The organism is Streptomyces sp. NPDC001663, assembly GCF_042893105.1.
Classification (GTDB): domain Bacteria; phylum Actinomycetota; class Actinomycetes; order Streptomycetales; family Streptomycetaceae; genus Streptomyces.
In genome coordinates this window covers 12,591-31,503 of record NZ_JBIAUR010000015.1, presented here as the reverse complement: position 1 = coordinate 31,503, position 18,913 = coordinate 12,591, and the positions used below count along the sequence as shown (strand labels likewise).

General features: G+C 72.2%; 15 protein-coding genes. 3 read left to right on the top strand and 12 right to left on the bottom strand.

What is annotated here, in order from left to right:
- Positions 1 to 30 precede the first annotated feature (30 nt).
- The gene (locus tag ACFY1L_RS39165; RefSeq protein WP_388835681.1) at positions 31 to 627 is read right to left on the bottom strand and encodes a M48 family metallopeptidase; all 597 of its coding nucleotides are present in this window, start codon (positions 625 to 627) and stop codon (positions 31 to 33) included.
- Between the two features lie 289 nt (positions 628 to 916).
- On the opposite strand from ACFY1L_RS39165, the gene ACFY1L_RS39160 reads away from it, so the two are divergent.
- Positions 917 to 2,131, top strand: coding sequence for a TOMM precursor leader peptide-binding protein (locus ACFY1L_RS39160; protein ID WP_388835678.1), 1,215 nt, complete (start codon positions 917 to 919; stop codon positions 2,129 to 2,131).
- Complete coding sequence (locus tag ACFY1L_RS39155) at positions 2,124 to 3,488, top strand: ABC1 kinase family protein (RefSeq protein ID WP_388835675.1); 1,365 nt, start codon at positions 2,124 to 2,126, stop codon at positions 3,486 to 3,488. Before ACFY1L_RS39160 ends, ACFY1L_RS39155 begins: the two co-directional genes overlap by 8 nt.
- A 74-nt stretch (positions 3,489 to 3,562) precedes the next feature.
- Here the strand turns inward: ACFY1L_RS39155 and ACFY1L_RS39150 are convergent, their stop codons facing one another.
- From ACFY1L_RS39150 to ACFY1L_RS39130, 5 genes are all read right to left on the bottom strand, one after another.
- The gene (locus tag ACFY1L_RS39150; protein WP_388835673.1) at positions 3,563 to 3,772 is read right to left on the bottom strand and encodes a hypothetical protein; all 210 of its coding nucleotides are present in this window, start codon (positions 3,770 to 3,772) and stop codon (positions 3,563 to 3,565) included.
- A gap of 135 nt (positions 3,773 to 3,907) precedes the next feature.
- Positions 3,908 to 4,231, bottom strand: a complete 324-nt coding sequence (locus ACFY1L_RS39145; RefSeq protein ID WP_361264361.1) for a hypothetical protein — start codon at positions 4,229 to 4,231, stop codon at positions 3,908 to 3,910.
- Complete coding sequence (locus ACFY1L_RS39140; RefSeq protein WP_019072119.1) at positions 4,228 to 4,596, bottom strand: WhiB family transcriptional regulator; 369 nt, start codon at positions 4,594 to 4,596, stop codon at positions 4,228 to 4,230. Before ACFY1L_RS39140 ends, ACFY1L_RS39145 begins: the two co-directional genes overlap by 4 nt.
- A gap of 175 nt (positions 4,597 to 4,771) precedes the next feature.
- Positions 4,772 to 5,095: a hypothetical protein gene (locus ACFY1L_RS39135; RefSeq protein ID WP_388835668.1), complete on the bottom strand. Its 324-nt coding sequence runs from the start codon at positions 5,093 to 5,095 to the stop codon at positions 4,772 to 4,774.
- A gap of 165 nt (positions 5,096 to 5,260) precedes the next feature.
- On the bottom strand, positions 5,261 to 7,456 hold the full coding sequence (locus ACFY1L_RS39130) for an ATP-dependent DNA helicase UvrD2 (protein ID WP_388835665.1): 2,196 nt from the start codon (positions 7,454 to 7,456) through the stop codon (positions 5,261 to 5,263).
- Positions 7,457 to 7,639: 183 nt separating this feature from the next.
- On the opposite strand from ACFY1L_RS39130, the gene ACFY1L_RS39125 reads away from it, so the two are divergent.
- Entirely contained in the window at positions 7,640 to 7,882 is a 243-nt protein-coding gene (locus ACFY1L_RS39125) for a mycoredoxin (protein ID WP_030929162.1), read from the top strand.
- A gap of 44 nt (positions 7,883 to 7,926) precedes the next feature.
- Here ACFY1L_RS39125 and ACFY1L_RS39120 read toward each other — a convergent pair whose 3' ends face one another.
- The 6 genes from ACFY1L_RS39120 to ACFY1L_RS39095 form a co-directional block, all read right to left on the bottom strand.
- Positions 7,927 to 8,538, bottom strand: a complete 612-nt coding sequence (locus tag ACFY1L_RS39120; RefSeq protein ID WP_388835662.1) for a class I SAM-dependent methyltransferase — start codon at positions 8,536 to 8,538, stop codon at positions 7,927 to 7,929.
- A gap of 13 nt (positions 8,539 to 8,551) precedes the next feature.
- On the bottom strand, positions 8,552 to 9,496 hold the full coding sequence (gene nudC, locus ACFY1L_RS39115; protein ID WP_388835659.1) for an NAD(+) diphosphatase: 945 nt from the start codon (positions 9,494 to 9,496) through the stop codon (positions 8,552 to 8,554).
- A 156-nt stretch (positions 9,497 to 9,652) separates the two neighbouring features.
- A complete protein-coding gene (locus ACFY1L_RS39110) occupies positions 9,653 to 11,056 on the bottom strand; it encodes a dipeptidase (RefSeq protein ID WP_388835656.1) in 1,404 nt (467 codons plus the stop codon).
- A 10-nt stretch (positions 11,057 to 11,066) separates the two neighbouring features.
- On the bottom strand, positions 11,067 to 14,615 hold the full coding sequence (locus ACFY1L_RS39105) for an ATP-dependent helicase (protein WP_388835653.1): 3,549 nt from the start codon (positions 14,613 to 14,615) through the stop codon (positions 11,067 to 11,069).
- Positions 14,616 to 14,735: 120 nt separating this feature from the next.
- Entirely contained in the window at positions 14,736 to 18,098 is a 3,363-nt protein-coding gene (locus ACFY1L_RS39100; protein ID WP_388835650.1) for an ATP-dependent helicase, read from the bottom strand.
- 257 nt (positions 18,099 to 18,355) lie between these two features.
- Positions 18,356 to 18,739 carry an MGMT family protein gene (locus ACFY1L_RS39095; protein ID WP_388835647.1) on the bottom strand — a complete coding sequence of 128 codons (384 nt, stop codon included), beginning with the start codon at positions 18,737 to 18,739 and terminating at the stop codon, positions 18,356 to 18,358.
- Positions 18,740 to 18,913 lie beyond the last annotated feature (174 nt).

Below are 18,913 nucleotides of genomic sequence, written 5' to 3'. Positions count from 1 at the left end.
ACAACACCCCCGGACACCCGGGAACGGCCGTCACTCGTCGCGCGCGCCCGGCAGGTGCGGCAACCGCTCGGCCGCAACCACGCCTTCGAGGTAGCCCCGGGCCCGCTCGGTGCGCGGATACGCCTCCAGGAGCCGCCAGAACCGGGGCCCGTGCCCGGGCACCAGCAGATGCGCCAACTCGTGGACGAGGACGTAGTCGACGACGTACTCGGGCATGCCCTGCAGCCGGTGCGACAGCCGGATGCTGCCCTCCGCCGGGGTGCACGAGCCCCAGCGCGTGTTCTGGTTGGTCACCCAGCGCACCGAACTGGGCCGGGCCCGGCCGTCGAAGTACTGGGCCGACAGCCGCTCCGCACGCTCCGCCAGCTCGTCGTCACCGAGGAGCCGTTTGCTCTCCTGGGCGGCCAGCTTGTCGAGCATGACGGTCACCCAGCGCTGCTCCTCCGCCTCGGACATCCGGGCAGGGATGAGTACGACGGTGCGATCGCCCTCGCGGTACGCGGAGACCGTCCGGCGGCGCCGGGCGCTCCTGCGGACCTCGATCGCGCTCGCCCCCGAGCCGCTCGGCGGCTGGCTCGTCGTGCTGCGCTGTGGCGTTCCGGCGCGGTGCAGTGGGTCGGCGGGCACGCCCCGACGTTACCCGCTGCACACGGGGGAAGTCCCGACTCCGGGACGGTTCCGTGCCGATCCCCCTCCGAGCGTCTGATTTGTACGACGAATACCCGCAGCTTGTGGACAACTTTCGGCACCCGGGCGCCAGGTCCGGGCATGCTGGACCCCGCCGGGAGCACCGCGACGGACCGTCGACCGACCATCGACGGGTCACCGCCGCCCTGAACCGGCAGACGGGGACGTTCTACGAGGGCTACGGGGGCCTGTCATGGATGCGATGGAAGCGATGGTTCCGGTCGTTCCAATGGTGAAGCCCGCGCTCAGGCGCGGCTGGCGCGATCTCCACACCGTGCAGTTCGGAATGGCACCGGCACACGCGATGACGCTGGGCCCGATGGACACGGCGACGGGCAGCTTTCTCGACCTGCTCAACGGCACCCGCGGGCTGCCGCTCCTGCGCGAGGAGGGGCGCCGCATGGACCTGCCGGACGGTCATGTCGACGGGCTGGTGAAGCAGCTGGCGCGGTCCGGTCTCCTGGACGACGCGAAGGGAGGCGGACCGGCCGCCGACGCCCTGCGCGGCAAGAAGGAAGTCCTCGACCGGCTCCGCCCGGACCTCGGCTCGCTGTCCCTGGTGACCAGTGAGCCGGGCGACGCGATGAGGCTCCTGGCCGCGCGCCGCTCACTGCGCGTGCAGGTGCGGGGTGCGGGCCGGGTGGGTGCGGTCCTGGCCTCGCTGCTGGCGGGCGCGGGAATCGGCGAGGTCGATGTGCGCGACGTCGGCCGGGTCGAGCGGTGGGACGTGGCGCCGGGCGGACTGCCCGCCGAGTCCGTCGGCGACCGCAGGGACGAGGCCGCCCGGCAGGCCGCACGCCGGTCCGCGCCGGACCGCCCACCGCGCCGGGACCGCGGGACACCCCCCTCGGACGGCGACCCCGGCTTCTCCCTGGTGATCCTGACCCCCCGTGACGACGTCTCCGTCCACGCGCCCCCGCCGTCCGCCGCCGAACCCCTGATCGGCTCGGGCACACCGCATCTGTACGCCGGCGTCGTGGAGGCCACGGGCGTCGTCGGCCCCCTCGTCCTGCCCGGTGAGACGGGCTGTGCGGGCTGCCTGCACGAGGCACGGACCGACCGCGACCCGGCCTGGCCCCGCCTGGTCGCACAATGGCGCTCGGGCTCGGGAAAGTCGCGGCATGTGCGACCCTGCGACCTGACGCTGGCCACTACGGTGGCAGGACTGGCCGCCGCGCACGCGCTCGCGTTCCTGGACGGCCGGGTTCCGACGAGCGCCGGTGCGCGCTGGGAGGTCTCCCTGCCGGGCCTGACCTGGCATGCGCGACCGGTCTGGCCGCACGCCGCATGCCCCTGCGGGGCGGCGGAGAAGGTAAGTAAGGGAGAACACACCTCTGAGGACGCGGACTCGCACGAGACAATGACAGGGCAACGGTCGCCGAAGGAGTCATGCCGTAAGGCAGACGCGGCGCGGCCGGCAGGGACCTGGAGGGCGCATGTCTGATCTTCCCCGCAAGGCGGTCACCCGGACCGCCAAGCTCGCCGCGCTCCCGCTCGGCTTCGCCGGGCGGGCGACCTGGGGACTGGGCAAGCGGATCGTCGGCGAGTCCGCGGAGATCGTCGGCCGCGAGCTGCAACAGCGCACGGCGGAGCAACTGTTCAAGGTGCTCGGTGAGCTCAAGGGCGGCGCGATGAAGTTCGGCCAGGCCCTGTCCGTCTTCGAGTCGGCGCTGCCCGAGGAGGTCGCCGGCCCCTACCGTGCGGCGCTGACGAAGCTGCAGGAAGCTGCACCGCCGATGCCGACGCGCACCGTGCACACGGTGCTCTCCGCGCGGCTCGGCGAGGACTGGCACGACCTGTTCCTCGAGTTCGAGGACAAGCCCTCAGCGGCGGCGTCGATCGGCCAGGTGCACCGCGGGGTGTGGCACGACGGCCGCGAGGTCGCGGTCAAGGTGCAGTACCCCGGAGCCGGCGAGGCCCTTCTGTCCGACCTGAACCAACTGAGCCGTTTCGCCCGGCTGTTGGGCCCGCTGATCCCCGGCATGGACATCAAGCCCCTGATCGCGGAGCTCAAGGACCGGGTGTCGGAGGAGCTGGACTACGACCTGGAGGCCCAGGCCCAGCAGGCGCACGCCGACGAGTTCGCGGGCGACCCGGACGTCCTGGTGCCGGGTGTGGTCCACCAGTGCGACCAGGTGCTGATCACCGAGTGGATCGACGGCGTCCCGCTGTCGGAGATCATCGCGGACGGCACCCAGGAGCAGCGCGACCGCGCCGGACAGCTGCTGGCCCGCTTCCTCTTCTCCGGCCCGGCCCGCACCGGCCTCCTGCACGCCGACCCGCACCCGGGCAACTTCCGCCTGCTGCCCGGCGGTCCGGCCGGCGAGGACGACTGGCGCCTGGGCGTCCTGGACTTCGGCACGGTCGACCGACTGCCGGGCGGCCTGCCGGCCCCCATCGGCGACTCCCTGCGCATGACCATCGACGGCGACGCGGAGGCGGTCTACGGACTGCTCTGCGCGGAGGGCTTCGTCAAGGACTCAATAGAGCTGGACCCGAGCGCCGTACTCGACTACCTCCTGCCGATCATCGAACCGGCCCGGGCGGACGAGTTCACCTTCACCCGCGGCTGGATGCGCAGCCAGGCGGCCCGCATCGCCGATCCCCGCTCCCCCGCCTACCAGTTGGGCAAACAGCTGAACCTGCCTCCGGCGTACCTCCTGATACACCGAGTGACATTGAGCACAATCGGCGTGCTGTGCCAACTGGGCTCGACGGTACGGCTGCGCGAGGAACTGGAGGAGTGGCTGCCGGGGTTCGTCCTGGAAGCGGACGAGGAGGAGTCGGCGGCGGAGGCGTGATGCGGGCTGCTGTGCTGCGTGCCTGAGGGATGGGGAGGGGCGGGGGCGGGGGGGAGGCCCCCACAGAGGCCGACTTACCACCAGGCCGAGTCCAACCGCCCCTCAATCGCCCTGAGGTTCTCGCGAGAGCACGCGTCGCAGAAGTAGTGCCGGATGCCGTTCTCCACGGAGAAGGTCCAGGTGGGCTGAGGCCCCTCGGCCTGGGTGCCGCAGCGGGCGCACACCAGGGACTCGGGCTCCGCGGGGGAGCCTCCCTCGTCACTGCCTTCGGGACGACTCGTCACCCGGTGACGATAACTCCGCGGTCGGCGATCGGCGGGCACAACGCACCGCGGGGGCCGGTCCGTTCGGACGGACCGACCCCCGCGGGGAGCTATCGCCTCCCGTGGTCGGGAAGCCACCGCTTCAGGTGTGGTGGGTTACTGCATGACGGCCATGGCGAGCGCGCGGCGGGCACGCAGCGAGGCGCGCTCGGCCCGGCGCTGCATCCGGCGGGCGGTCGCCAGGCGCACGGCCCGGCGTTCCCGCTCTGCCTCATGCAGGCGGTCGTGCATATGCGCACGAGCCAGGGCTTCTGGGATGAGTTGCATCTCTCGGGTCCTGTTCTGACGCGAACCGGTCGCGCCGGTGGTGGTGAAATCTTCGATCGCGGAGCCGGCGGGCTCGTTGGTGGACGGCTTCATCGGGGCCTGCTTCTTGGGGTCGTGCGTGAGGGGGCGGTCGATCGTTCCTGTGATGTTCATGCCGTGACCGGGTTCTTGCGCGGGCGGCCACGCGGCCGCTTCCGGGCGACGACGACACCCTGGACGAACAGCTCGCCACCCCAGACGCCCCAGGGCTCACGCCGCTCCTTGGCGCCGGCGAGGCAGGCCTCGATCAGCGGGCAGGTGCGGCAGAGGGACTTGGCGTACTCGACGTCGGCCGGCGACTCGGCGAAGAAGACCTCCGGGTCGTAGGAACGGCAGGGGACGGGTACGCCGAGGTTCTCGATGGCGTCGTCGAGCGCGGTGAGCGCAGTGAGCGGAGTCAAGGTGGAGTCCTCCGTGAGGCCGGGCGGGGGGATCGTTTCGGAAGGCGGTACGGACGGGGCGTGCGCTTCGAGTTGCACGGTTCGTCTTCCTCGTCTGGTCGGTCCGGCCCTGTTGGACCGGTAGTCGGCTGGTACCGGGTTCTTTTCTTGTCCCGAGGCCCCTTCGCTCCGTCGTCCCCGTTCGGGGAAAACAGAAGGGCCGCGGATCCCGGATGGGGTTCCGCGGCCCTGAAGGCGCCGGCCTGATCGGCGATCAGGCTGGATCACTCCAGGGTTCTGGCCCACGGAAGGCCCACATCAGGTGGTGCTGGGTCGTCTGCTTCCGGCCTCCGGCACCGGCCGCCGTAAAGGCATAGGCCTGCGCCTGTGCCACTACTGCTTCCAGTGCCTTCGTCGGTCGCTCATTGCGCTCACGGACGGGAAGGCCCGCGAGAGACACGGAGGACGCCGGACGACCGGCAGGAATGCCGGACAGACCGGTGCCCTGGTTCGGGACGTCGAGCATGCACAGGGAGGCGACGACCGAGCGATCGGTCATTTTGACGATGCTGGTGGAGCTGCTCTTGATGCTGATCACTGGACTCGCCTCCTCTCGGCGTCTCGGGGGACTGGGATGAACCAGTCCGACGGATATGCAAGTAGAACACGGAATCGGGGCCTCCGAGAAGGCCTCCGTCCCCGTGGCTAAGAACCTATGGGGATTGCTGGGGCATGCGCAAACTATTTTTTCGACGAGTTTGAATCAGTCCCTCTCGTCGTCTTCTCCAAGCTCGCGGCCTGCGCAGAGGGCCAGTACATCGGCTCCGTAGCGGTTGAGCTTGCGCACGCCGACGCCGGGGATCCGCGCCAGTTCACCCTCCTCGTCGGGGGCGGTCTCGGCGATCGCCATCAGGGTCTTGTCGGTGAAGACGCAGAAGGCCGGCTGTCCGCTGCGCTGCGCCTGGTCCGCGCGCCATTCCCGCAGCCGCTCGTAGAGGCCCTCGTCCATGTCGGAGGGGCAGTCCTCGCAGCGCATCAGCTTCATCTCGCCGGCGTCGGTGAGCGTGCGTCCGCACACCCGGCAGCGGGCGGGGGTGCGTTGTTTGCGCCGCGGTACGGCCTCGGGTCTGCTGGTGAGGCCGCGCTCGACGCCGCCGGCGCCGCCCGCCGGGGTGCGGCCGGCGGTGGTGGTGGAGCCCGGGCGCAGTCCGTCCAGGAAGCGGCTGGGGCGGCGGTTGGGGCGGCCGCCGGGTGAGCGGGAGAGCGACCAGGAGACGTGGAGGCGTTCCCGGGCGCGGGTGACGCCGACGTACAGGAGGCGGCGCTCCTCCTCGATCTGTTCGTCGGTCTTCGCGTAGGTGATCGGCATCATGCCTTCGGCGACACCGACCAGGAAGACGACGTCCCATTCGAGGCCCTTGGCCGAGTGGAGGGAGGCCAGGGTGACGCCCTGGACGGTCGGGGCGTGTTGGGCGCTCGCCCGCTCGTCGAGTTCGGCGACGAGGTCGGCGAGGGTGGCGCCCGGTTTGGCGGCGGCGAAGTCCTGCGCGAGGTTGACCAGGGCGGCGAGGGACTCCCAGCGCTCTCTGACCGCTCCGGAGCCGGCCGGGGGTTGCGGTGTCCACCCCTCCCCCGACAGCACGGCTCGCACCTGGGAGGGCAGGTCCACGGCGTCGTCGAGGAGGGAGTCGTTGCCGCCGAAGCGGGCCGCGCCGCGCAGGGCGATGCCTGCCTTGCGCACCTCGGGGCGGTCGAAGAACCGCTCGGCGCCGCGCAGTTGGTAGGGGACTGCGGCGTCGGCGAGGGCCTGCTCGTAGGTCTCGGACTGGGAGTTGGTGCGGAACAGGATGGCGATCTCGCCGGCCGGGACGCCCGCGTCGATGAGGTCGCGGATGCGGCGGGCGGCGCCCTCGGCCTCGGCGGGTTCGTCGGTGTACTCGGTGTAGACGGGTTCGGGGCCGGCGGCGCGTTGGGAGATCAGTTCCAGTCGGTGGTCGGCGGCGCGGCCGCGGGCCTGGGCGAGGAGGCCGTTGGCGAGGTGGACGACCTGGGGGGTGGAGCGGTAGTCGCGGACCAGCTTGACGACGGTGGCTCCGGGGTGGCGGGTGCGGAAGTCGAGGAGGTGGTCGGGGGTTGCTCCGGTGAAGGAGTAGATCGTCTGGCTGGCGTCGCCGACGACGCACAGGTTGTCCCGCTCGCCGAGCCACAGTTCCAGGAGGCGCTGCTGGAGGGGGCTGACGTCCTGGTACTCGTCGACGACGAAGTGCTGGTACTGGGATCGGACTTGCTCGGCGATGTCATGCCGGTCCTGGAGGATGGCGACGGTCAGCAGCAGGACGTCCTCGAAGTCGATGACGGAGCGGTCCCGCTTGAGGTCCTCGTAGACGGAGTAGAGCTGGGCGATCTCGGCGGGGTCGCGGGGGGTGTCACGGCCGGCCTTGGCGGCTGCGGGCGCGTAGTCGGCGGGGACGGTCTGGGTGACCTTGGACCACTCGATCTCGGCGGTGACGTCCCGCAGCTCGCCGCGGTCGAGGCGGATGCGGCAGGCGGCGGCCGCGTCGGCGACGAGCTGGATCTTGCGGTCGACGAGCCGGGGCATGGAGCCGCCGATCGCTTTCGGCCAGAAGTACTGGAGCTGGCGCAGGGCTGCCGAGTGGAAGGTGCGGGCCTGGACTCCGGTGGCGCCGAGCTGGCGGAGTCGGCCGCGCATCTCGCCGGCGGCCCGGTTGGTGAAGGTGACGGCGAGGACGCTGGAGGGCTGGAGAATTCCGGCGCGGACCCCGTAGGCGATGCGGTGGGTGATCGCCCGGGTCTTGCCGGTACCGGCGCCGGCCAGCACGCACACCGGGCCGCGCAGGGCGGTGGCCACCTCGCGCTGCTCGGGGTCGAGCCCTTCGAGCACCGCGTCGGCCGAGTCGGGGGCCTGCGGGAAGAGCGTGGAGTGCGTTGCTGCTGTCACACGGCCATGCTGCCAGGTCGGCGGAGACGGGTGCGGCGGTTGTCCACAGGCAGGTAGCTGCAGTCGTACTAATGCGGCAGGCGTCACGTCCGGCGGGGGACCGGATGTGGGAATGGTGGCCCTTTCAAGTACGTTCCATGACTGCGACCACCCATCTCCGAGCAGCTGAGGAGCGCGAGAGACATGCCGGGCACTGTGACGATGTACAGCACGACGTGGTGCGGCTACTGCCGTCGGCTGAAGAGCCAGATGGACCGCGAGGGCATCACGTACAACGAGATCAACATCGAGCAGGACCCGGATTCCGCGGCGTTCGTGGAGAAGGCGAATGGCGGAAACCAGACGGTGCCCACTGTGCTGTTCCCGGACGGCTCGACGCTCACCAACCCGTCGTTGGCGCAGGTGAAGCAGAAGATCGGCGCGTAGTCGCTCCCCGCTGCGGCGGTGCGGAAGGCGGTCCCTGAGGAGCTTCAGGGACCGCCTTCTTGTGGTTTGTCCCACACCAATGTGTAGCGCCACAGCAGTCGGCGTCGGAACTCGCAGCCGGGCAGCAGGCGGTGTGCGGCCCGGCGTGCCTCGCCCCAGCTCATGGACGAGTCCTTGACGGGCATGCCGGACGGGCCGCGCTTGCCGCCGCGCAACCGTCGGTACAGCAGGCTCGGCGGTACACCGCAGCCGCTGATCACCCAGTCCAGGGCCGTCTTGTTGTACGCCATGCCGACGATCATCAGGCGGCCGCCGGGGGCCAGCAGCCGTGCCAGGCTGCCGACCGCTTCGTCGAAGCGCGCGTGGTGGACCACGGCGACCGCGCTGACGAAGTCGTACTTGCTCTCGGCGAGCGTCGTGTCGTCGAGGTAGTCGCCTTCCAGGAAGGTGACGTTCGCCGGCGTCTGCGCACGTGCCTGGCGGATCATCTCCGTCGAGCGGTCCACGCCCGTCACTGATGCCGCCTTCGTCGCGAGCTTGCGCGCGAGCAGGCCGTCGCCGCAGCCGATGTCCAGTGCCGCCTCGCAGCCGTCCGGGACGGCTGCGAGCACCTCGGGGTGGTAGTGGACGTTGTGGTTCCAGTACGGGTCGGTCATCGCGGCGCCCGGGTCAGACGAAGCTCCTCGTCGGTAGCGGCTTGCCGTACCACATCTCGATCAGGCGGGCCGCGATGGAGATGCCGTACGGCGGCAGCACCTCGCCGGACTCGAAGGCGGCGCCGAGTTCGTCGCGGGAGAACCAGCGGGCCTCGTGGATCTCGTCGCCGTCGACGTTGACTTCGGTCGAGGTGGCGCGGGCCATGAAGCCGAGCATGAGGCTGGAGGGGAAGGGCCAGGGCTGGCTGGCGACGTACTCGACCCCGCCGATGCTGATGCCGGCCTCTTCGAAGACCTCGCGGCGCACCGCCTGCTCGATGGATTCGCCGGGTTCGACAAAGCCGGCGAGGGTCGAGAAGCGGCCCTCGGGCCAGTGGACCTGGCGGCCGAGGAGGATGCGGTCGTCCTCGTCGGTGACGGCCATGATCACGGCGGGGTCGGTGCGCGGGTAGTGCTCGGCGCCGCAGGCGGGGCAGCGGCGGATGTGGCCGGCGGCGGCGATGACGGTGCGTTCGCCGCAGCGGGAGCAGAAGCGGTGGGTGCGCTGCCAGTTCTCCAGGCCGACCGCGTGCACCATCAGGCCCGCGTCGCGGGGCGACAGCAGCAGTCCGGCCTCGCGCAGGCCCGCCGGGCGCGCGGACTGGTCGATACGGCCGGGCAGCGCGTCCTTCTGGAGGGCGAAGTAGCTGACGCCGTCCTCGTCGGTGCCCAGGAAGTAGCGGTGCGCCTCGGTGAGGGGGGCTTCGAAGGAGGGGGTCATGACGAGTTCGGTACGGCCGTCGGCCGTCTCGTCGATGAGGACCTGGCCGCCGGAGACCACGAAGCAGCGGGTCGTGGGGTGGCTCCATGCCGCCGCGAGCCAGGCCTCGTCGAGCCGGTGGTGGGCGGCGCGGTCGATGCCGCTGGGGGCGGTGAGCGAGATGGGTCGTTCGGCGGTGTGGTCGGTCCAGGTGGTCACGGGTGCTTCCAACTCCCCCAGTGGAACGGGTTGTTCGGGCGGGCGGTTCGGCGGGACGTACGGCAGGAGGCGACCGGATCCGGTGGGGCTGGGCGCTGTGGGGCGGTTGTTCCAGTGTGCCCCGCGCGCGATACCGCTCCGGTCGGCGCTGGACTCTCAGGGCGCATGGCGCCACGTCTCGGCGAGGTCGCCCCACAGGTACGCGGTGGTCTCGACGCCCTTGAGGAGCAGGTCGAGCTCGACCTTCTCGTTCGGTGCGTGCCAGCCGTCGGACGGGACGGAGATGCCCAGGAAGAGCACCGGTGCGTCCAGGACTTCCTGGAGGTCGGCGGCCGGTCCGGAGCCGCCCTCGCGCGTGAACAGGATCGGCTTGTCGAAGGCGCGGCCCATCGCGCGGGCGACGGACTGCAGGGCGGGGTGGTCCAGTGGTGTCAGACACGGGCGCGTGGCTGCGGCGAACGTGATCTCGTACCGGATTCCGGCGGGTACCTGTTCGGCGGCCCACGCGCGGACGGACTTCTCGATGTGGCCGGGGTCCTGGCCCGCGACCAGGCGGAAGGAGAGCTTCACCATGGCCGAGGACGGGATGATCGTCTTGCTGCCGGGGCCCTGGTAGCCGCCGCCGATGCCGTTGACCTCGGCGGTGGGGCGGGCCCAGATGCGCTCCAGGGTGGTGTGTCCGGCCTCGCCCCGGGTGGCGTGGGACTTGGCGGTGCGCAGCCACTGCTGTTCGTCGAAGGGCAGCTGGGCGAAGAGTTCGCGCTCGCGGTCGGTGAGTTCGACGATGCCGTCGTAGAAGCCGGGGATCGCCACGCGTGCGTGCTCGTCGTGCAGGGCGGCTACCAGGCGGGCGGCGGCGGTGGCCGGGTTGGGCACGGCGCCGCCGAAGGAGCCGGAGTGGATGTCCTGGTCGGGGCCGAAGAAGTGGATCTCGCACTCGGCGAGGCCGCGCATGCCGGTGCACACCGTGGGGGTGTCCTCGGACCACATGCCGGTGTCGGAGACGATCACGGCGTCGGCGGCGAGGCGGTCCGCGTGCTCCTCGACGAGCGTGCGGAAGTGCGGCGAGCCGGACTCCTCCTCGCCCTCGATCAGCAGCTTCAGGTTGACGGCGGGGGCCGTGCGGCCGGTGGCGGCGAGGTGGGCGCGGACGCCGAGTGTGTGGAAGAACACCTGGCCCTTGTCGTCGGCCGCCCCGCGCGCGTAGAGGCGGTTCTCGCGGACGACGGGTTCGAAGGGCTCGCTGTCCCAGCCGTCCTCGCGGGCGGCGGGCTGCACGTCGTGATGGCCGTAGACGAGGACGGTGGGCGCCTCGGGGTCGGTGGCGGGCCACTCGGCGAAGACGGCGGGGGCGCCTGGCGTCTCCCAGACCTCGGTGGTCGTGAAGCCGGTCTCGCGGAGCTTGGCGGCGAGCCAGTCGGCGCTGCGGCGTACATCGGGCGCGTGGTCCGGCTGGGCCGACACGGACGGGATGCGCAGCCACTCGGCGAGGTCGTCGAGGAAGGCGGCGCGGTGCTGCTCGATGTACGTACGGACGGCGCTGTCCGGGGTCTGGCTCATGGTCACGAGCCTATCGGCCCGCACCGACATCCTCGTTGGGCGGTTCCTCACAGTTTGCTTCCGCGGCCGGGTCCTCGAGGAGCAGCCGCTCCAGGGCGGACCGGTCCGGCAGGTCCTCCGGTCGTACGACCTCACCGGTGCGTACGTATAGGAACGCCGCGTTGACGGACTCCAGGGGGACGCCCTGCTGCTCGGCCCAGGCGAGCCGGTAGAGGGCGAGCTGGAGCGGGTCCGCGGTGCGCGTGCGGCTCGTCTTCCAGTCGACGATCTCGTACGTCGCCCCGTCGCCGTCGCCCTCCTTGTAGACGGCGTCGATACGGCCCCGGACCACACGGCCGGCGATGGCGAGCTGGAAGGGGGTCTCGACGCGGTGGGGTGTGCGGTGGGCGTACTCCGTGCGTTCGAAGGCGTCCTTGAGGGCTTCCAGGTCGCGTTCGTCGGCGATCTCCGCCTCGCTGCCGGGCAGTTCCTCCGGCTCCAGTACGGGGAGGGTCAGCTCTTCGAAGCGGGCCTCGACCCAGGCGTGGAAGCGGGTGCCCCGGCGCGCGGCGGGTTGCGGCGGGCGCGGCATGGGGCGCGCGAGTTCCTGGGCGAAACCGTCCGGGTCGGCGGCCAGGCGCAGGACCTGGGACGCGGTGAGCGAGGCGGGCAGGGGGACGTCGGTAACGGCTTCACGCGCGCGTAGGAGTTCGCCGGTGAGAGCGTCGAGGTCACGGTCCCAGGAGGCGAGGGTGCGGGCTTCCTCCGGGGTGAGGCGGGGGCGTGCGGGGGCAGGGCGGGTGTGCCCGGTGCCGGATTCGCGCGCGTTGCGCTCCGGGTGGGCACGTGCGCTGTCCGGTGCGTCTTGGTGTACGGCGCTCTCTGGGGCCGTCGCCTGGTGCGGGACGGTCGGGCGGTCGGCGGACCAGGCGTCCCAGTCGCCAGGGTCGTCTTCGAAGTCGTCGTCCTCGTAGAAGGCTTCGTCGTAAGAGGCTTCGTCGTCGGGTGGCGGCGGCCAGTCCGGGTCCTCGTGGCTGTCGGGGTCGTGCGTGGCCGCGGGGTGGTCGTCGTCGTGGGACGCGAGCTCCTCCAGGTGGGCCAGCACCGTTTCGGCGGCGGCGCGGCGGCGGGCGAGAGCCGCGTCGTCCAGGGGCAGTGGCCAGATCTGGTCGGTGCTCGCCGCGTACAGGGCCGGGTTCTCCTCGCCCTCGGCGGGCTCGTCGGCCCAGGCCTCGATCTCGCCGTGGCCGACCTCGCAGTGGTCGTAGAGGGCCTGCAAGAAGTCGGACGGGCCGCGTGGCTTTTTCTGGGTGGGGCCCCACCAGTGGCCGGAGCCGAGGAGCAGGGAGCGGGGGCGGGTGAAGGTGACGTAGCCGAGGCGGAGTTCCTCGGTGTGCTGATGTTCCTTCATGGCTTCCTGGAAGGACTTCAGGCCCCGGGAGTCCCATGCCTCGATGTCGGGCAGGGTGGCGGCGTCGCCGCGCAGTTCGTGCGGCAGCACCCTGCCCTGGGCGGTCCACTTCTCGCGGCCCTGGGTGCTGGGGAAGGTGCCGGTGACCAGGCCGGGGACGGCGACGACGTCCCACTCCAGGCCCTTGGACTTGTGGGCGGTGAGGACCTTCACGGTGTTCTCTCCGCCGGGGAGGGCGTTGTCGAGGCCCTTCTCGTACTGGGCGGCGGTGCGCAGGAAGCCCAGGAAGGCGAGCAAGGTCGCCTCGCCGTCACCGGCGGCGAACGAGGCGGCGATGTCCAGGAAGTTGGAGAGGGTCTCGCGCCGTCGGGCGGCCAGGGCGTGCGGGGACGCCGACAGCTCCACCTCGAGGCCGGTGACCGCGAGGACGCGGTGCAGGACGTCCATGAGCGGGTCGGACAACGACCGCCGCAGGTCGCGCAGTTCGGCGGCCAGGCGGGCGAACCGCACGCGCGCGTCCGGTGAGAAGGGCAGCCCGTCGTCCTCCTGTACGGCGTCGAGCGGCATCTCCAGGAAGGTGTCGAGGGCGTCCGCGAGCGATATCACCTCGAACGGGTCGACCCCTTCGACGGCTTCGGCGAGCTTGCGGTCCCGGTCGTCGTCGTCCGCCACGCGCGCGTGGGCGACGAGACGGCGGGCGCGGCGGCCCAGGAGGGCGAGGTCGCGGGGGCCGATGCGCCAGCGCGGGCCGGTGAGCAGGCGGACCAGGGAGGCGTTGGCGCCGGGGTCCTGGAGGACTTCGCAGACGGCGACCAGGTCGGCGATCTCGGGCAGGTGCAGCAGCCCGGACAGCCCGACGACCTCGACGGGGACGTCCCGGGCGACGAGCGCGCCCTGGATCTCGGCGAAGTCGGTAGCCGTACGGCATAGGACGGCGATCTCGCCCGGTGCCTTGCCGGTGTTCACGAGGTGGGCGATCGAGTCGGCGATCCAGTCGATCTCCTCGGCGTGGGTGGGCAGCAGCGCGCAGCGCACCGTGCCGTCGCGTTCGGCGCCGGGGGCCGGGCGGAGGGCCTCCACGCCCGCGTGCATGGCGCGCAGGGGCTCCGCGAGGCCGTTGGCGAGGTCGAGGAGGCGGCCGCCGCTGCGGCGGTTCTCGCTGAGCGCCTGGCGGGTCGCGGGGCGGCCGTCGGGGTGCGCGAAGTGGTCCGGGAAGTCGTCCAGGTTGGCGACGGAGGCGCCGCGCCAGCCGTAGATCGCCTGGCAGGGGTCGCCGACAGCGGTGACCGGGTGGCCGGTGCCGTCGCCGAACAGGCCCGCCAGGAGGATGCGTTGGGCCACCGAGGTGTCCTGGTACTCGTCGAGGAGGACCACGCGGAACTCGTCGCGCAGAATGCGGCCCACCTCGGGGATCTGGGCGAGCTGCGCGGACAGGGCGATCTGGTCGCCGAAGTCGAGCAGGTCGCGCTCGCGCTTCGCGGCCCGGTAACGCACCACCAGATCGGCCAGTTCGCGGCGCGCGGCGGCCGCCTCGGGGACCTTGCGCAGGTCGGCGTTGGTGAGTTTGGCGCCCTCCAGGGTGCGCAGCAGCCCGGCGTCGTAGGCGCGCAGTTCCTGGGGCCGTACGAGGTGTTCGGCGAGCTCGGCGTCGAGGGTGAGCAGGTCGCTGACCAGGTCCGCGAAGGAGCGGGTGAGTGCCGGGTAGGGTCCCGGGGCCTCGCGCAGCACGCGCGCGGCGAGCTGGTAGCGGGTGGCGTCGGCGAGCAGGCGGGAGGTCGGTTCGAGGCCGATGCGCAGGCCGTGGTCGGTCAGGAGGCGGCCCGCGAAGGCGTGGTACGTCGAGATCACGGGCTCGCCCGGCGGGTTGTCCGGGTCGATGACGTCCGGGTCGGTCACCCCGGCCTTGATGAGGGCCTTGCGGACGCGCTCGGCGAGTTCTCCGGCGGCCTTGTTGGTGAAGGTGAGGCCGAGGACCTGTTCGGGGGCGACCTGGCCGGTGCCGACCAGCCACACTACGCGCGCCGCCATCACCGTCGTCTTGCCGGACCCGGCTCCGGCCACGATCACCTGCGGGGCGGGCGGCGCGACGATGCAGGCCGTCTGCTCCGGGGTGAACGGAATCCCCAGGAGCTCCTTGAGCTGATCGGGGTCGGTGATACGGGGCGGCACGTCAGAGAGGCTAGCGGCGGCCACTGACAGTGGATGACGGATCGGCCTCGGGGCTGGAAGAAGCGCAGGTCAGCACGCGTGGTGCGGTCGATCACAAAGAGCCCCCGAAGATCACCCGCGTCACTCGACCACGTGCCGCCCTTCGGGCCGCGCGCTGCAGGACGCCTGGAACGCGCAGTGCGTGCAGTGCTGGCCGGCGCTCGGTGTGAACCGTTCGTCGAGGACCTTTCCGGCGGCGTTGGCCAGCAGTTCGCCGACCCACTCCCCCTCCAGCGGCTCCTGGGCCTGCACCTTGGGCAGGGTCTCGCCGCCGTCGCGCTGGGCGGCGCCCTGGCGCAGCTGGACCAGTTCGGCGCCGCCGGGTTCGGGGCGCACGCCGTCGAAGGCCTCGTCGACGGCGCCCTCGCTGACGGCGAGTTGGTAGACGGCGAGCTGGGGGTGGCGCTCCACCTCGCGCGCGGTGGGCGCCTGCTTGCCGGTCTTGAAGTCGACGACGTAGGCGCGTCCCTCGCCGTCGGCCTCGACGCGGTCCATGGAGCCGCGGATGCGCACCTCGTAGTCGCCCGCTTCGAGGGTGACGTCGAAGTCGTGCTCGCTGGCCACCGGTGTGCGGCCGGTGCGGTCCATGACGTGCCACTTCAGGAAGCGTTCGAGCGCCACGCGCGCGTTCTCCTTCTCCTGCGCCGACTTCCACGGCGCGTCGAAGGCGAGCGCGTTCCACACGGAGTCCAGGCGCTCCATGAGGACGACGAGGTCGGCGGGGGTGTGTCCGGAGGCGACCTCGTCGGCGAGGACGTGCACCACGTTCCCGAAGCCCTGGGCGACCGTCGCGGGTGCGTCGGCCTTCACCTCGCGGCCCAGGAACCACTGCAGGGCGCAGGTGTTGGCGAGCTGGTCGAGCGCACTGCCCGACAGGACGACGGGCTGGTCGCGGTTGCGCAGCGGCACCTTGCTCTCGGTCGGCTCGAACATGCCCCACCAGCGGTACGGGTGGGCGGCCGGGACGAGCGGACGGCCGTCCTCGTCGGCGAGCGCGGCGAGCCGGGCCAGCCGGTGGGCGGCGGCCTCCCTGAGAGTGTCGGAGACGCGCGGATCGACGGTGGTGGCGCGGAGTTCGGCGACGAGCGCGGCGACGGACAGCGGGCGGCGGGGGCGGCCCGTGACATCCCGTGGTTCGACGCCGAGTTCGGTGAGGAAGCGGGAGGGCTGGTCGCCGTCGTCGGCCGGGGCCTTCACCGCCGTGACGACAAGTCGCTCACGCGCGCGTGTGGCGGCGACGTAGAACAGGCGGCGCTCCTCGGCGAGCAGCGCGCCCGGGGTGAGCGGTTCGGCGAGGCCGTCGCGGCCGATGCGGTCGGCCTCCAGGAGCGAGCCGCGGCGGCGCAGGTCCGGCCACAGGCCCTCCTGGACGCCCGCGACGACGACCAGGCGCCACTCCAGGCCCTTGGAGCGGTGCGCGGTCATCAGGCGTACGGCGTCGGGGCGTACCGCACGGCGGGTGAGGGTGTCGGCGGCGATGTCCTCGGCATCGATCTCCTCCAGGAAGTTGAGTGCGCCCCGGCCGCCGGTGCGCTCCTCCGCGCGCGCGGCGGTCGCGAACAGCGCGCACACGGCGTCCAGGTCACGGTCGGCGTTGCGCCCGGCCGCGCCGCCGCGGCGCGCCGACCGCTCCAGGCGCGCGGGCCCCGGCGTGCCCTCCCAGAGGTCCCACAGCGCCTCCTCGGCCGTGCCGCCGCCCGCCAGGCGCTCACGGGCCCTGCGCAGCAGCGCGCCGAGCCGCTGGGCGCCACGCGCGTACGCGGGGTCGTGCGCGACCAGGCGCTCCGGCTCCGCCAGCGCACGCGCGAGCAGTTCGTCCGAGGGCGGCGGCAGGGCGTTGCCCGCGGCCCGCTCCTCGTCGCGCAGGGCACGGCCGAGACGGCGCAGGTCGGCGGCGTCCATGCCGGCGAGAGGGGAGGCGAGAAGGGTGAGGGCGGTTTCGGTGTCGAGCCAGCAGCGTTCCGCCCCCGATGAAGCCGCCTCCTCCTCGGAGGGAGGCTCCGCTGAAGGGCCCTCCGCCGAGGCACCGTCTCCCTCGGAGCGCACCGTCGCCTCCGCCTCGGCCACCGCCCGCAGAGCCGTCAACAGCGGTGCCACGGCCGGTTCGTGGCGCAGGGCCAGGTCGTCGCCGTCGATGTCCAGGGGGACGCCCGCGGCCGTGAGCGCGCGGCGCACCGTCGGGATCGTGCGGGACCCGGCGCGCACCAGTACGGCCATCTCGCGCCACGGGACGCCGTCCTCCAGGTGTGCCCGGCGCAGGATGTCGGCGATGTTGTCCAGCTCCGTGCCGGGCGTCGGGTAGGTGAAGGCCTCGACGCGGCCGCCGTCCCGCACCGGGGCGAGGGCCCGGTGCGCGCGCACCTTGTCCGCCGGGAGCCGGGTCAGCGGCATGCGCTGGGTGAGCAGCCGGGTCGCGGTGAGCAGGGCGGCGCCGGAGCGGCGGGAGGTGCGCAGGACCTCGACGGGCGCCGGGCGGCCGTCCGCGCGCGGGAAGGCCGTCGGGAACTCGAGGATGCCGTTCACGTCGGCGCCGCGGAACGCGTAGATCGACTGGTCGGGGTCGCCGAAGGCGACGAGGGTGCGGCCGCCGCCCGCGAGGGCGTGCAGCAGCCGTACCTGGGCCGCGTCCGTGTCCTGGTACTCGTCGACGAACACGGCGTCGTACTGCGCGGCGAGCCGCTCGGCGGCCTCGGGGCGGTGGGCGAGAAGGACCGCGCGGTGCACCAGTTCCGCGTAGTCGAGCACGCCCTGGGCGTCGAGGACGTCGAGGTACTCGGCGAGGAAGGCGGCAGCGGCACGCCAGTCGGGGCGGCCGATGCGGCGGGCGAAGGCGTCCAGGGCGCCCGGGCCCAGGCCCAGTTCGCGGCTGCGGGCGAGCACCGCGCGGACCTCGTCGGCGAAGCCGCGGGTGGTCAGACAGGCCCGCAGCTCGTCGGGCCAGCGCACATGCGCGAGGCCGAGCCGCTCCAGGTCGGGCTGGCCCGCGAGCAGTTCGCGCACGGCGACGTCCTGCTCGGGGCCGGACAGCAGGCGCAGCGGTTCCACGAACAGCTCGCTGTCCTGGTGGGCGCGGACCAGGGCGTAGCAGAACGAGTGGAAGGTGGTCGCCCGGGGCGCGTGTGCCGCTCCTATGCGCAGCGCCATGCGGTCGCGCAGTTCGACGGCCGCCTTGCGGCTGAACGTCAGCACCAGGATGCGCTCGGGGTCCCCGCCCCGGGCGATCCGCGCCGCCACCGACTCGACGAGCGTGGTGGTCTTGCCGGTGCCCGGGCCTGCGAGGACGAGCAGCGGACCGGCCGCGTGGTCAACCACGGAGCGCTGTGGCGCGTCCAGACGAGGGGGATCCGGAAGGGCCGGCGGGGTACGGACCAGTCGGTAAGCGCCACTGTTCCCCTGTCGCACCCGGGGGTGCGGCAGGCGCCTGGTGGAGGAAGAGGAGCTCACGTGGTTCGCCGGTCCTGGTGGTCGTACTGGTTGTCGGACCACCGCGCGTGCAGGACGGTGATCGGGGGATGAGGGGGGCACGCGCAGCCGACGCTACGCCGACGGCCAGGACGGAAGCAGGGCTTCCGCTTCTTCCCTCACGGCACTCGCGACACGCAGGCCCCTCGCCCCACGAACGTACGGCATGCCACGGACGTGCCCCTGTTCCCCCGTACGGAGCACGGGTCACACGCCGGGCCGCCGTATGGCGGAAGCTGTCAGGTGTGACCCTCGTGTTCGCCGCCGTCCCACCGCGCGCGCTTCATGTCGAGACGCGGCAGGTGGCCCTCGGCGGCCCTGCTCGCCTCCTTCAGGGGGGTGCCCTCGGCGCGGTAGTGGCCGAGCGCTTCCAGTTCGTGTCCCGGGAGCAGGACGCCGCCCGCGCTCACGACGCGCCACCACGGCACGGCTCCCCCGTAGAGGGCCATCACACGGCCGACCTGGCGGGGGCCGCCTTCCTCCAGCCATTCGGCGACGTCCCCGTACGTCATGACACGCCCGCGCGGAATCAGTTCGGCGACCTCGAGGACGCGCTCGGCGTACTCCGGCAGGGCGTCCGGGTGCTCCGGCCGGCCGTCCCGCGGAAGGCTCTTCTCGCTCATCCGGCCCATCCTGCCCCATCCCACCGACAGTGTGACCAGCTCGCCACTGTGCGTATCCCTCGCCCCGAGACGGCGCTTCCGGCAGACTGTGCGCCCCCGCGTCTGCACCCTGATGCCCCCGTGTGTCGGTGGGGCATGCCACCATCGTGCGGGCGGTGACTGGTGATACGAGAC

Excerpts from the sequence above, each read along its gene's own strand:
- ACFY1L_RS39160 (WP_388835678.1), top strand. The coding sequence starts at position 917 with ATGGTGAAGCCCGCGCTCAGGCGCGGCTGGCGCGATCTCCACACCGTG.
- ACFY1L_RS39155 (WP_388835675.1), top strand. The coding sequence starts at position 2,124 with ATGTCTGATCTTCCCCGCAAGGCGGTCACCCGGACCGCCAAGCTCGCC.
- ACFY1L_RS39145 (WP_361264361.1), bottom strand. The coding sequence starts at position 4,231 with ATGAACATCACAGGAACGATCGACCGCCCCCTCACGCACGACCCCAAG.
- ACFY1L_RS39125 (WP_030929162.1), top strand. The coding sequence starts at position 7,640 with ATGCCGGGCACTGTGACGATGTACAGCACGACGTGGTGCGGCTACTGC.
- ACFY1L_RS39120 (WP_388835662.1), bottom strand. The coding sequence starts at position 8,538 with ATGACCGACCCGTACTGGAACCACAACGTCCACTACCACCCCGAGGTG.
- ACFY1L_RS39110 (WP_388835656.1), bottom strand. The coding sequence starts at position 11,056 with ATGAGCCAGACCCCGGACAGCGCCGTCCGTACGTACATCGAGCAGCAC.
- ACFY1L_RS39095 (WP_388835647.1), bottom strand. The coding sequence starts at position 18,739 with ATGAGCGAGAAGAGCCTTCCGCGGGACGGCCGGCCGGAGCACCCGGAC.